The 13,970-nt window shown below is 60.5% G+C and carries 11 protein-coding genes; 3 read left to right on the forward strand and 8 right to left on the reverse strand.

The annotated features are described in order from the left end of the window. Positions 1 to 111: 111 nt before the first annotated feature. Together pnp and rpsO are read right to left on the reverse strand one after the other, a co-directional pair. Entirely contained in the window at positions 112 to 2,229 is a 2,118-nt protein-coding gene (gene pnp, locus ACL9RI_RS09355; protein ID WP_422726300.1) for a polyribonucleotide nucleotidyltransferase, read from the reverse strand. Between the two features lie 224 nt (positions 2,230 to 2,453). Then, positions 2,454 to 2,723 carry a 30S ribosomal protein S15 gene (gene rpsO / locus ACL9RI_RS09360; protein ID WP_010399743.1) on the reverse strand — a complete coding sequence of 90 codons (270 nt, stop codon included), beginning with the start codon at positions 2,721 to 2,723 and terminating at the stop codon, positions 2,454 to 2,456. A gap of 185 nt (positions 2,724 to 2,908) precedes the next feature. On the opposite strand from rpsO, the gene bamE reads away from it, so the two are divergent. Together bamE and ACL9RI_RS09370 are read left to right on the forward strand one after the other, a co-directional pair. Then, entirely contained in the window at positions 2,909 to 3,400 is a 492-nt protein-coding gene (gene bamE / locus ACL9RI_RS09365) for an outer membrane protein assembly factor BamE domain-containing protein (protein ID WP_422726301.1), read from the forward strand. A gap of 168 nt (positions 3,401 to 3,568) precedes the next feature. Further along, positions 3,569 to 5,632 carry a PKD domain-containing protein gene (locus ACL9RI_RS09370; protein ID WP_422726302.1) on the forward strand — a complete coding sequence of 688 codons (2,064 nt, stop codon included), beginning with the start codon at positions 3,569 to 3,571 and terminating at the stop codon, positions 5,630 to 5,632. 39 nt (positions 5,633 to 5,671) lie between these two features. On the opposite strand, the gene ACL9RI_RS09375 is transcribed toward ACL9RI_RS09370, so the two are convergent. From ACL9RI_RS09375 to ACL9RI_RS09395, 5 genes are all read right to left on the reverse strand, one after another. After that, positions 5,672 to 7,228 (reverse strand): 2-isopropylmalate synthase, encoded by a 1,557-nt coding sequence (locus ACL9RI_RS09375; RefSeq protein WP_422726303.1) that lies wholly within the window; start codon positions 7,226 to 7,228, stop codon positions 5,672 to 5,674. A gap of 51 nt (positions 7,229 to 7,279) precedes the next feature. Further along, positions 7,280 to 8,125 (reverse strand): CDP-diacylglycerol--serine O-phosphatidyltransferase, encoded by an 846-nt coding sequence (gene pssA / locus ACL9RI_RS09380; RefSeq protein WP_422726304.1) that lies wholly within the window; start codon positions 8,123 to 8,125, stop codon positions 7,280 to 7,282. 167 nt (positions 8,126 to 8,292) lie between these two features. After that, positions 8,293 to 9,051 (reverse strand): SIMPL domain-containing protein, encoded by a 759-nt coding sequence (locus ACL9RI_RS09385; RefSeq protein ID WP_422726305.1) that lies wholly within the window; start codon positions 9,049 to 9,051, stop codon positions 8,293 to 8,295. Positions 9,052 to 9,167: 116 nt separating this feature from the next. Then, positions 9,168 to 9,923: an SIMPL domain-containing protein gene (locus ACL9RI_RS09390; protein ID WP_422726306.1), complete on the reverse strand. Its 756-nt coding sequence runs from the start codon at positions 9,921 to 9,923 to the stop codon at positions 9,168 to 9,170. Positions 9,924 to 10,123: 200 nt separating this feature from the next. After that, a complete protein-coding gene (locus tag ACL9RI_RS09395) occupies positions 10,124 to 11,368 on the reverse strand; it encodes an MFS transporter (protein ID WP_422726307.1) in 1,245 nt (414 codons plus the stop codon). A gap of 282 nt (positions 11,369 to 11,650) precedes the next feature. Here ACL9RI_RS09395 and ACL9RI_RS09400 point away from each other — a divergent pair, with 282 nt between their 5' ends. Continuing rightward, a complete protein-coding gene (locus ACL9RI_RS09400; RefSeq protein WP_422726308.1) occupies positions 11,651 to 12,808 on the forward strand; it encodes a serine hydrolase domain-containing protein in 1,158 nt (385 codons plus the stop codon). 95 nt (positions 12,809 to 12,903) lie between these two features. Here the strand turns inward: ACL9RI_RS09400 and ilvC are convergent, their stop codons facing one another. Further along, positions 12,904 to 13,920, reverse strand: a complete 1,017-nt coding sequence (gene ilvC, locus ACL9RI_RS09405; RefSeq protein WP_422726309.1) for a ketol-acid reductoisomerase — start codon at positions 13,918 to 13,920, stop codon at positions 12,904 to 12,906. Positions 13,921 to 13,970: the final 50 nt, after the last annotated feature.

A 13,970-nucleotide genomic window follows, 5' to 3' on the forward strand; every position in this document is an offset into this window, starting at 1 on the left:
CTTTGCATACAGGTTCCCCTATTTAACGAGGACAGAGCCACAAAAAAACCGCCAGGGCTGGCGCGCTGGCGGTTTTGATCATCTAGCGGCCAAGGCCGCCATCAGGCGAACTTAAGCGGCTGGCGCTTCGCTGCCTTCCGCTGCTTTCATCGACAGTTTCAGGCGGCCGCGGTCGTCCGTTTCCAGTACTTTCACGCGCACCAGCTGGCCTTCTTTCAGGTAGTCGGCCACGGCGTTGACGCGCTCGTTGGCGATCTGGCTGATGTGCAGCAAGCCGTCCTTGCCTGGCATGACTTGCACGATGGCGCCGAAGTCCAGCAGTTTCAGCACGGTGCCTTCGTAGGTCTTGCCCACTTCGACCGACGCGGTCAGCTCTTCGATGCGGCGCTTGGCTTCCTGGCCGGCAGCAGCATCGACGGAAGCGATGGTGACCACGCCTTCGTCGCTGATGTCGATCTGGGTGCCGGTTTCTTCGGTCAGCGCGCGGATCACGGCGCCGCCCTTGCCGATCACGTCACGGATTTTTTCCGGGTTGATCTTGATGGTGATCAGACGCGGTGCGAAATCGGACAGTTCGGTTTTGACGTGCGGCATGGCTTTTTGCATTTCGCCCAGGATGTGCTCGCGGCCTTCCTTGGCTTGCGCCAGCGCCACTTGCATGATTTCCTTGGTGATGCCCATGATCTTGATGTCCATCTGCAGCGCGGTGATACCGTTGCGGGTACCGGCTACCTTGAAGTCCATGTCGCCCAGGTGATCTTCGTCGCCCAGGATGTCGGACAACACGGCAAACTTGCCGCCTTCCTTGATCAGGCCCATGGCGATACCGGCCACGTGTTCTTTCATCGGCACGCCGGCGTCCATCAGTGCCAGGCAGCCGCCGCATACCGACGCCATCGACGAGGAACCGTTCGATTCGGTGATTTCCGACACCAGGCGCACCGAGTAGCTGAACTCTTCGGCTGCCGGCAAGGCGGCGATCAGCGCGCGCTTGGCCAGGCGGCCGTGGCCGATTTCGCGGCGTTTAGGCGTACCGACGCGGCCCGTTTCGCCGGTGGCGAACGGAGGCATGTTGTAATGCAGCATGAACGAATCGGTGAACTCGCCCATCAGCGCATCGATCTTCTGGCTGTCGCGGGCCGTACCCAGGGTCGCCACTACCAGCGCCTGCGTTTCGCCGCGCGTGAACAGGGCAGAACCGTGGGTGCGTGGCAGCACGCTGGTGCGGATCGAGATCGGACGCACGGTGCGGGTATCGCGGCCGTCGATGCGTGGCTCGCCGTCCAGGATTTGCGTACGGACGATTTTCGCTTCGATCTCGAACAGGATGTTGTTTACTTCTGCGGCGTCGATGGCGGCGCCACCGTTGGCAGCGGCTTCAGCCGTCAGGTCGGCGATCACTTCCGAGGTCGCCGCTTTCAGCTTGGCGGTACGTTCTTGCTTATCCTTGGTTTGATACGCATCATTGATCTTGGCGTTGGCGAAATGCGCGACGCGGGCGATCAGTGCTTCGTTTTTCGGCGCAGGCGCCCATTCCACTTCCGGCTTGCCGCCGTCACGCACCAGGTCGTGGATCGCGTCGATCACGACTTTCATCTGGTCGTGGCCATACACCACGGCGCCCAGCATGATTTCTTCGGACAGTTGCTGCGCTTCCGATTCCACCATCAGCACGGCCGTTTCGGTACCGGCAACGACCAGGTCCATTTGCGAGGTTTTCAGTTGCTGAACGGTCGGGTTCAGGATGTACTGGCCATTCGCGTAACCAACGCGCGCGGCGCCGATAGGACCGTTGAACGGCACACCCGATACGCACAGGGCAGCCGAAGCGCCGATCATGGCGGCGATGTCCGGATCGATTTCAGGGTTGACCGACAGCACGTGAATGATCACTTGCACTTCGTTCAGGTAGCCTTCCGGGAACAGCGGGCGGATAGGACGGTCGATCAGACGGGAAGTCAGTGTTTCTTTTTCGGAAGGACGGCCTTCGCGCTTGAAAAAACCGCCCGGGATTTTACCGGCAGCATAGGTTTTCTCAACATAATCCACCGTCAAAGGGAAGAAATCCTGGCCTGGCTTGGCATCTTTCCGTGCCACCACCGTTGCCAGAACGACGGTATCTTCGATCGACACCATGACTGCGCCGGATGCCTGACGGGCGATTTCGCCCGTTTCCAGCGTTACCTGGTGTTGACCGTATTGGAAGGTTTTCGTAACTTTATTAAACATGGGGTATCCCTTTTCTATTTGCCGACAGATTTTCAGGGGCTGTCGTTCACCTCACCACAGGCGGCATGAGTACTGCCACCTTTACTACACTACTTTACTTTTCAAACATGCTATTTCACTGCGAATACGGTACTCAGTGAAACGAATTCGGAATTTCAAATGACAAAATGCCCGCGTCAGCGAACTGGCGCAGGCATTTCTGTATAAACCTTGTGCGGCAAAAATTACTTGCGCAGACCAAGTTTAGCGATCAGGTCGCGATAACGGGTAGCGTCTTTAGCCTTCAGGTAGGACAACAGGCTCTTACGACGGTTGACCATCATGATCAGGCCGCGGCGGGAGTGGTGGTCTTTCGAGTGGGCTTTGAAGTGGCCGTTCAGTTCGTTGATACGAGCGGTCAGCAGTGCAACTTGCACTTCAGGGGAGCCGGTGTCGTTTTGACCACGTGCGTTGTCCGCGATGATAGCGGCTTTGTTGATGTTTTCTACTGTCATGATAAACCTTTCACATGCGGTGCGCAGAGTCTTCACCCTATACACCGTGAACTACATTAAAAGAATTCTGGCTCAAATTGAAAACCAGACGCGCAAGTATATCGGAAAAATGCCCGCCTGTATCCTGCCGTGCAGGCTTTTATCAGCGCATGATAGGATTTCGCCGTCTTTTAAGGAGTCCGACCATGAAAACAATACGCAAATTTACAACACTTGCCATCGCCATCCTGCTGAGCGCCTGCGCCAGCTGGCGCAGTCCGCCACCGCAACCGGGCGACACGCGCGCCGCCGTGGAAGCGCGCCTGGGCCAGCCCACCAATGTTTACCAGCTGGCCACCGGGCCGGAACTGGAATACGCCAACGGCCCCTGGGGCCAGACCACCTTCATGGCCCGTTTCGGCCTTGATGACCGCCTGCTCTCCTATGAACAGGTGCTCGATACGCCAGCTTTCGGACGGGTCCAGATAGGCGTCTCGAATGAACAGGACGTGCTGCACCTGCTGGGCCGGCCAACGGAAAAATCGTATTTGTCGTTGAGCAAGCTGCATGTCTGGTCTTACCGCTACAAGGAATCGGGCGCCTGGGATTCCATGATGCATGTGCATTTTGACGATGCAGGCATCGTGCGCATGATGCTCAATGGCCCGGACCCGGACAAGGAATTAAAACGCTTTTGAGGCGCTGCTGTTTTTTTCAACAAAGATGCTGCAAGGCAATATTCTCGATGCTAGAATGCGGTAGTTTCCACATGGAAACATTGTGTAAAGTCTACAAGCAAGTACTGGCCCATCTATATCAAGCTACTAGAAAGAGGCCGCACAAATCAACCGTACCGAAAGAAAAAGATGCCGCAAGCACCGAGCCACCCCAGCCGCTTTGTCCGTCCCGCCCTGCCCCTTTCCCTGATACTGGTCGCCGTACTCACCGCCTGTGGCGGTGGTGGCGGCGGTGCAAGCGATCCCGCCTTTCCAGGCACGCCGCCACCAGTGACGCCGCCTGTCACGCCTCCCGCCTCGAACGCCAATACACCATTGCTGCTGACCAGCAGCAACGCCAGGTCGGCCCCGCCGCAGGCGTTTGGCTATGGCGTCGTGACCCTGGGCATGGCGCAAACCGTGGTCGACTGGAGCGCAGGCTTCAGCGATAGCGCCACCTTGCCCAAGGCGTGCAGCAATGGCGGCAGCCAGAGCGCCACCTTCACCGACGCCGATGGCAGCCACGGCGTGAGCGCCGGCGACAAGCTCAGCGTGACGTATGTGAATTGCTATCTGAAAGAGGTCGACGTCACCCTGGACGGCACCATCAACGTGGCCTACGCCACGCCGCCCAATGGCCAGCAATTGAGCGGCACCATCAGTTTTGCGCCGGGATTTGCCGAAAGCAGCGGCGGCGCGCGCCAGAACCTGAGCGGCAACGTGCGCTTTGACTACGCGAACGTCAATCTCTCCAAGCTGCTGCGCACCTATTCCGACAGCCAGCCGCTGGTCATTTCCGTGACCGACAGCGCCAGCAAGACCACCAGGAGCGATACCGTGACATTGCTTGAAGCGCAGCACGAATTGCGCATCGACACCGCGCGCGCCACCACCAGCCTGCGCTACCACCTGGCCAGCGAAATCCTGGGCGGCAGCCTGGACATCAGCACGACCACGCCATGGACGTCCTGGTTCGACACCCTGCCCGACGCCGGCGAATTGCTGCTGACGGGCGCCAGCGACAGCAAGGCGGGCTTGCGCGTGCGCCCGGTCGCCGATAGCAGCGACCTGGACGTCGTGCTGGGCAATACCCCGTTGACCAGCATCCCGGCAGCGGCCGCCAGCTATCTGTGGAGCAGCGGCGCCTGGCTGCCGCAAAATGCAGGCCTGGCCAAATATGACATCAAGCCGGCCACGCAAAGCGGCCTGTCGCTGCTGATTGCGCCCGACCTGACGAATGTCGCGCCTGGTACTGGCAGCCTGTCGTGGGTCTATTCGCGCCCGCTGCAAACCTTGCCAGTAGGCAACGTCTTCTTCCGGCCGCAAGATGGCAGCTTCGGCACCATCGCAGCCAATGTCAGCTACCAGGGCGCCATCCTGATCGTGCGCCCTGCCAGTCAGTTCGTGCCCGGCGTCACCTACCAGCTGAGCTTTGACGACAGCGCCACCTACCCGCTGCGCGATGCCACCGGCAATTCCATCAGCCCGCCTGGCGGCGCCGTGCAAGTCAAGCAAAGCATCCGCGCCGTGATCGGCACCAATAATGCAGCGCCATTGCTGCTGGGCGCGGGTGCCAGCCTGACCCTCGATGCCAGCGCCTCATCGGCCAATGGCCAGCCCGTCAACAGTATCCGCTGGCGCCAGATCTCCGGCCCGACGCTGACGCTCGACAGCACCACGGCAGCACGCATCACGGTCACGGGTCCGGCCAGCAGCAAGGGCGTGTCCACCATCGAATTGCAGGTAAGCAACGCCGCTGGCGAAACGGATACGCAGCAACTGGCGATCCAGGTGCTGACTGATTTTTCGCAAGCGCTGCTGTACACCTACCGTATCGGCAAAGGCGACCTGGTGATTGAAAGCGACGCCAGCGCCACGGAATTCGCCTACGCCCGCTACTACTCGGATAACACCACCGAAATCATGTCCAGCCGCGAGCGCAATTTCCTCATTACCCTGCCAGGCAACCAGACCTGGCAAGCAGGCCTGACGGCAAGCTACGGCCCCGGCAACACCAGCGGCGTGACTGGCTACGGCTGGGTCGGCGATGATGATTGCAAGGGCAAGAGCACGGGCAGCTTCATCGTGCGCGAATATACGTTCGACAGCAACGGCCAGCCCGCCAGCATCGCCATCGATGTCGATGACAACTGCGCCGGCGTGACCACCCAGGCATCGATCCGCTATCGCAGCAAAGTCCCCGTCCGTCCGTAAGCACTGCCTGCCGCGGCCACGCGCTGCGGCAGGATGTTTTCAAGGCTGCGGGTCGATGCGCTCATCTTTCGCATGCAGCTTGTTGAGCGCCGCCAGATAAGCCTTGGCGGCGGCCACGATGATGTCGGCGTCCACCCCCACCCCATTGACGATGCGCCCGTCGCGCGACAGGCGCATCGTCACTTCCCCTTGCGACTGCGTGCCCGTGCTGATGGCGTTGACGGAAAACAGCACCAGCTCAGCGCCACTGGCAACCGCGCTTTCAATCGCATTGACGGTCGCATCGACCGGCCCATCGCCCTGCCCTTCACAGCTGCGCTGCTCGGCGCCAAGCAGGAATACCACCGCGGCATGCGGCACCGCACCCGTCGCCGATTGCTGCGTCAGTGAAACAAAACGGTAGTACTCACTCTCCTGCGCCTGCTCTCCTGCACTGGCGAGGGCCAGGATGTCTTCATCGAAAATCTCGGCCTTGCGGTCAGCCAGCTCCTTGAAGCGCCCGAACGCGGCGTTCACCTCGGCCTCGGACTCCAGGCTGATGCCCAGTTCCTGCAAGCGCTGCTTGAAGGCATTGCGGCCCGACAACTTGCCCAGCACGATCTTGTTGGCGGTCCAGCCCACGTCTTCGGCGCGCATGATTTCGTAGGTTTCACGCGCCTTCAAAATGCCGTCCTGGTGGATGCCGGAAGCGTGCGCAAACGCATTCGCACCGACCACCGCCTTGTTCGGCTGCACGGCAAAGCCCGTGATTTGCGCGACCATTTTGGACGCCGCCACGATTTGCGTGGTATCGATGCCTACCGTCAAGTTGTAATAGGCGGCGCGGGTGCGCAGCGCCATCACCACTTCTTCCAGCGCCGTGTTGCCGGCCCGCTCGCCCAGGCCATTGATGGTGCACTCGATCTGGCGCGCGCCGCCTATCATGACGCCGGCCAGGGAATTGGCCACGGCCAGCCCCAGGTCATTGTGGCAGTGCACCGACCAGATGGCCTTGTCGGCATTCGGGATGCGCTCGCGCAAGCGCTTGATGGTGTTGCCAAACACTTCGGGCACGGCATAACCGACCGTATCGGGGAAATTGATGGTGGTGGCGCCTGCGGCGATCACGCTTTCCAGCACGCGGCATAGAAAATCTTCATCGGAACGGCTGCCGTCTTCGGGGCTGAATTCGATGTCATCCGTAAACTGGCGCGCATAGCGCACGGCGTTTTGCGCCTGCAGCAACACTTGCTCGGGCGTCATGCGCAGCTTCATCTGCATGTGCAGCGGCGAGGTGGCGATAAACGTGTGGATGCGCTTGCGCCCGGCGGGCGCCAAGGCTTCGGCGGCGCGGGCGATGTCGCGCTCATTCGCGCGCGACAGGGAACAGATGGTGGACTCGCGCACGGCGCCGGCAATCGCCCGTATCGCCTCGAAGTCGCCGGGCGAAGCCGCCGCGAAGCCCGCTTCGATCACATCGACCTGCATGCGTTCGAGCTGGCGGGCGATGCGCAGCTTTTCTTCGCGCGTCATCGAGGCGCCCGGAGATTGCTCGCCGTCGCGCAAGGTGGTGTCAAAGATGATGAGTCGGTTACCGGGTCGGTTGCTGGCGTTCATGGCTGCTCCTGGCTGAAGACTGGCTATGCTACCGACCCACGCTACTCCATCTTAATGGTCGGTCTGGATAATGCTGACGGGCTTGCCTTTGGCCATGCGCCAGAAAAACACGGCGTAGCCGGACAAGCCATAGGTTACAAAGATGGGGAACAAGACTTTCGGCGGATCGATCGAGATCAGCGCAAAGAACAGCGCCAGCAAAAAGACCACAATGAAGGGCACGGACTTGCGGAAGTTCACATCCTTGAAGCTGTAGAACGGCACGTTGGTGACCATCGTCAGGCCGGCGAACAGGGCGATCACCCACGACACCCAGGCCAGCTGGTTGCCGGACACTTGCAGGTCGTTCATCAGCAAGATGAAGCCGGCGATCATGGCGGCCGCCGCCGGGCTGGGCAAGCCCTGGAAGAAGCGCTTGTCGACCACCGCGATATTCGTGTTGAAGCGGGCCAGGCGCAAGGCGGCGCCGGCGCAATACACGAAGGCGGCCAGCCAGCCCAGCTTGCCCATGCCGCGCAGCGACCATTCATAGATCACCAGCGCCGGCGCGGCGCCGAAGGACACCATGTCGGACAGGCTGTCGTACTGGGCGCCGAATTCGCTCTGGGTATTGGTCAGGCGGGCGATGCGGCCATCGAGCCCATCGAGGATCATGGCAATGAAGATGGCCCAGGCCGCGTGTTCGAATTTCTGGTTCATGGCCATCACGATGGCGTAGAAACCGCAAAACAGGGCAGCCGTCGTAAATGCATTGGGCAACAGATAGATTCCCCGGCGGCGCAAGGTTTTCTTGCCCGCGCCATCGGCGACCGGCTGGCGCGCGAATTTGCTGAAGCGGGAAGCTTTGGAGACTGCGGGTGTGCCGTTCTTGCCTCTACGACGGGGGAAGTTTGCCATGTTGTTCCATTTCTTGTGTACTGCAAAATAAGCGATGCCGAATCGCTGGCAGTAGCTCTGCGCCACTGCCAGACTATGCTGCCATTATAGAGGAGCGGCCGCCAAAGAAAAGCACGGCGGCATCAAGCTGACAACATTGCACCCATATTCAAGTGCTTAGTTGAACCTTATTTGAACTTCACCTTGGCTACCAGCCCCATGTTCAGGGTGGTTTCACCGGGCTCGAAGCTCGGTTCCGCCACCTGCTGGCCGCCATACGCCATCGCATCGGCGCTGACGGAACGCGCCGCCATCAGCGTGGGACGCTGGGCAAAGTTGCCCGAGCCTTCAAAATCGATGGTGTCGATCACGGCATCATTCAGGTTGCGGCCCATGGCGGCGGCAATCGCAGCCACCCGCTGGTTCAGGTTTTGATACGCAGCGGCGATGCGCTGGTCGTCCAGCTTGCGCACGGTGGCGGGAGCCAGGCCGAAGTTCAAGCGGTTCAGGGTCAGCACGGATTGCGCTGCCGCAACAGTTTTCGGCAAGGCGGCCAGATTGGTGGTCGTTACCTGCAAGTACTGGCCCACGCGCCAGCCGGTCGGCACGCGCGGCTTGGCAACGCTGCCGGCTGGCAATGGCGCCACTTCCGGGTACACGGCATAGGTGTAATAACCCTGGGTTTTCAGCACGGCTTGCGGGTCGGCCTGCTTGACGATGGCGACGCCCTGGTTCATCTTCTGGTTCACGCGCGAAGCGGCAGCGGCCTTGTCCTTGTCCTGCTCTTCGATGGCCAGGGTCACGGTCACCTGGTCATTCGCATGCACCACTTCGCCATTCGCAGGCACTACCACCAGCGCGCCGGAGGTAGGCAGGCTTTGCGCCTGGGCGGACAAGGTAGCGGTGGCCAGGGCGGCCGCAGCCAGCATCGTTTTCATGACGGTCATCTATTTCTCCTCGGATTTCTGGAACGTGGACGCGCATGGGGTGATGCTGCCGACCCCATGGCTTTATCGGAATACTACAGCGCGGCCGCAAGGCGCGGCGCGCAGATTTACATGAATTACTTGAATTTGACCTTGCCAACCACGCGCATATCGAGCGTGGTTTCGCCTGGCTCGAAGCTTGGTTCGGCAACGGCGCTGTCATCGGCCATCTTGGCGGCGCGCATCATCATCGGTGCAGCAGCCGGACGGCTTTCATTGGCGTAACTGCCCGAACCTTCGAAATCGACCGTATCGAGCACGGCGTCGGACACGTTGCGGCCCATGGCGCGGGCAATCGAAGCGATGCGCTCGTTCAGGTTTTTATACGTGGCGGCAATGCGCTGATCGTCCAGCAGGCGGATGGTGTCCGGTTTCAGGCCGAAATTCAAGCCGTTCAAAGTCAGCACGCCTTGGGCGGCGGAAACCGTCTTCGGCAGATTGGTCAGGTTGCTGGTCGTCACTTCCAGGTACTGGCCCACCCGCCAGGCAGTCGGCACGCGCGGCTTGGCGACGGCGCCGGCTGGCAGCGGACGCTCTTCCGGGTAGACAGGGTAGGTGTAATAGCCATACGATTTCAGCACGGCTTGCGGGTCAGCCTGCTTGACGATGGCCACACCCTTGTTCATCTTCTGGTTGACGCGCGAGGCGGCAGCCGCCTTGTCCTTGTCCTGCTCTTCGATGGCCAGGGTGGCAACCACCTGGTCATTGGCATGCTTGACTTCGCCGTAAGCAGGCACCACCACCAGGGTGCCGGTCGTCGGCAGGGTTTGCGCTTGCGCGCCCAGGGCAACGGTGGCAGCGGCGGCAACAAGGACGGATTTCATGACGGTCATAGGGGTGCTCCTCGATAATGTGTGTGATTGACAAGAGCAAATGGAGGTGACAAACCCTCGCGCTTGCCCGTTAAAACTTGTCAAAGTGTGTAGATTCTACCGCCCCAACAATTCCCGTGGCGCAAATTAACAAATCGTCACAAACTGCCCTCGCCCGTCACATTTTCTCACATCTCATAACGGTGTTATTTTAAATAACATCAGTGCCCGGCAACTACGCCTCCCGTACGCCGGCCTGGCCTAAAGCTGTGAGCGCGGGCGCGCCAGGCAATGACCAGGGCGATCAACAGCAAGCCCAGCATGGCCCACGGGAACGCCTGCGCGCCATAGCCGTCGAGCAACATGCCACCCGCCAGGCCGCCGCCCGCAATCGCCACGTTCCAGATGGTCGCCACCATTGCCTGCGCCACGTCCATGCCATCGCCGGCCGCATCGGCCGACGCCGTTTGCAGCAAGGTGCCTGCGCCGCCAAAGGTCATGCCCCAGATCACCATGCTGATATAGATCACGGCGGGAGAGTCCATCGCAAGGCCCAGGACCACCACCACCAGCGCGAAAGCGGCGATACTGCCCAGTACCATCTTGCGCAGCCAGCGGTCGATCAGCTGGCTGACCAGCCAGATACCGGCCAGCGACCCCACGCCATACACCAGCAGCACCAGGTCGACCCGGCTGCGCAAGCCCGACGGCGCCAGGAAGGGCGCGATATAGGTGTACAAGATATTGTGCGCCAGCATCCACGCCACGATCACGCACAAAATGGGACGCACGCCGGGCGTCATGAACACTTGCCGTATGCTCAGGCGCTCGCCATCTTTTTGCCCCGGATAATCAGGCACGGCCAGCAAGACCCAGGCGACCAGCACCACCGCCAGGCCCGACATGATGCCGAAGATGCTGCGCCAACCCAGCACGCCACCCATCAGGGTGCCCAGCGGCACCCCGAGCGACAGGGCCAGGGGCGTACCGATCATGGCGATCGCCATCGCCCTGCCCTGCTGTTCCACCGGCACCATGCGCCGCGCATAGCCGGCCATCAAACCCCAGGCCAGCCCGGCGGCCATGCCAGCCAGGAAACGCGAGACCAGGGTCACGAGGTAATGCGGCGACAGGGCCGTGACAGTATTGAAAACCAGAAAGCCGCCCACGGCCAGCAGCAGCACGTGGCGCCGGCGCCAGCCGCTGGTCAGGGCCGTCAGCGGAATCGCCGTCAGGATCGAGCCGATCGCATACACGGTCACCAGCTGGCCCGTCATCACTTCGGATATGCCGAGGCCTTGTGCGATCTGCGGCAACAGGCCGGCTGGCAAAGTTTCAGTCAAGATAGCGATAAAACTGGTCATGGCCAGCGCCAGCAAGCCGGCCACGGGCAGGCGATTTGAATTGGAAATAGAAATATCAGCAGCGCCCTGTCCAGGCACTGTGGCGGTAATACGGTCAGTCATAGGAGTCCTTCTGGTTGCGCAAGCGGCGCATGAATGCGCGCCTGGCGTGCTACGAAAGCGGTGATGCGCGTTGCGGTCGGCAGAAACCGAAACAGATGCAGTGAGCGATGACACTGCAAAGGAAGGGCGGCATTATATAGCAATACAGAAAGACAGGAGCCCAGCGAGAAACGTGCACACAAGAAAAAGCCAGGCCCCTGTCTGAAAAACCAGACAAGTGACTTTTTTCCATCACCGCTGAAGCCATTATGCGAGAATGCCAGTCCCCCCTGGATGGTGCGCATGATGACCAAACTCGCCGCAATCATGACTGGCATGACACTGGTGCTGGCAGCCTGCAAGCCCGCAGCCACGGCGCCTGCGCATGACATTCCTGCCGCAATGCGCCAGACCGCGGCCACCCTGCTGCAGTCACCGCTGCTGCACGCGACCTCGATTGCCGTGGTTTACCGCGGCAAGGAATTCATTCTGCACCAGGGTGAGCTGGAGACCGGCAAAGCCAATCCGCCGAACGATACGACGCTGTATGAAATCGGCTCCGTCAGCAAAACTTTTGCTGGCCTGTTACTGGCCAATGCCGTGCTTGACGGCAAGGCGGCGCTCGACGATCCCATACAACAGTACCTGGCAGCCGCCTACCCTAACCTGCAGTCGCAGGGACAGCCTGTTCGCTTGCGCCATTTGATCACGCACACCAGCAATATGCCGGGCATGCTGCCATTGCAGGTGAACACCATCTTGAAGGATTTCCCTGCACACGCCACGCCGGCCAAACTCAATGCAGCCTACGCCAACTACGGACAACAGCAATTCTGGCAAGACTTGCACACAGTCAGCATCAAAGGTCCGCTGGGCAAGGACTACGCCTATTCAAGTGCCGGCACCGAACTGATTGCGCACACGCTCGAAAAAATCTACGGGTTGCCGTATGACGTCCTGCTCACGCAATTCATCGCGCGCGAAGCCGGCATGCACGATACCCGGCTGAGCATCACGGCCAGCGATGCCGGCCGGCTGGCGCCCGGCTACCACAGCGACAATCCCGTCAGGACGACACCGATGCCGCAACTGCCCTGGGGGGCAGCCGGCAACCTGAAGTCGACCATGCCGGATATGGCGAAGTACCTGCGCCTGCAATTGAGCGCCAACCCGGCGGTCATCGAATCGCACAAGCCGCTGGTGCGCTTTCAGGACGACTTCAGCATAGGCTATTTCTGGAACATCGGCGCCAATCGCCAGCTGGGCACGCATTATGTGCACCATGGCGGCGTGCCAGCCGCGCAAAGCTATGCCTACGTCATTCCCCGCTATCAGCTGGGGGTTTTCATCATCACCAACCAGAGCGGCGATGCGACTGCCGCCGCCATGGAAAAGGCGCTGGCGCATATTTTCGATGCAGCCGAAGCCATGGAAAGCGCGAACCAGGCACGCTCCTTTTGATCAGCCTCGTGCCGCTGGCTGGCTGCCACGCCGGGCCACACAGACGAAAAAAAGCCGGCAAATGCCGGCTTTTTCTTGCTTTGAACTAAAGTAACTTAGTTCTTCGACTGGTCGACCATTTTGTTCTTGGCGATCCAGGGCATCATGGCGCGCAGTTTGGCGCCCACTTCTTCGATCTGGTGCTCGGCCGTCAGGCGGCGGCGCGAGATCAGGGTCGGTGCGCCTGCCTTGTTTTCCAGGATGAAGCTCTTCGCGTATTCGCCCGTTTGGATGTCTTTCAGGCATTGACGCATCGCCTCCTTGGTGGCCGAGGTGACCACTTTCGGGCCCGTCACGTATTCGCCGTATTCGGCGTTGTTCGAGATCGAGTAGTTCATGTTGGCGATACCGCCTTCATAGATCAGGTCAACGATCAGTTTCAATTCGTGCAGGCACTCGAAGTAGGCCATTTCTGGTGCGTAGCCGGCTTCGGTCAGGGTTTCAAAACCGGCCTTGATCAGCTCCACGGCGCCGCCGCACAGCACGGCTTGTTCGCCGAACAGATCGGTTTCGGTTTCTTCACGGAAATTCGTTTCGATGATGCCGGCACGGCCGCCGCCGTTGGCCGAAGCGTAGGACAGGGCGATATCGCGGGCGATGCCCGATTTATCCTGGTACACGGCGATCAGGTGCGGCACGCCGCCACCCTGGGTGTAGGTGGCGCGCACGGTGTGGCCTGGTGCTTTCGGCGCAACCATGATCACGTCGAGGTCGGCGCGTGGCACGACCTGGCCGTAATGCACGTTAAAACCGTGGGCGAAGGCCAGCACGGCGCCTTGCTTGGCGTGCGGGGCGATGTTTTCGTTGTAGACCTGGGCGATGTTTTCATCTGGCAGCAAGATCATGATGACGTCGGCTGCTTTCACGGCGTCGTTCACTTCCGCCACTTTCAAGCCGGCCTTTTCAACCTTGTTCCACGAGGAGCCGCCCTTGCGCAGGCCGACGGTGACGTTGACGCCCGAATCGTTCAGGTTTTGCGCATGCGCATGGCCTTGCGAACCGTAGCCGATGATGGCAACGTTTTTACCCTTGATCAAGGAGAGGTCGGCGTCTTTGTCGTAAAAAACTTTCATGGTATTTCCTATATTTTGTAAATGCGTTGTATGGGGTGCGGCTGCTGCAA

Source organism: Janthinobacterium sp. Mn2066 (genome assembly GCF_049319705.1).
Classification (GTDB): Bacteria; Pseudomonadota; Gammaproteobacteria; order Burkholderiales; family Burkholderiaceae_D; genus Janthinobacterium.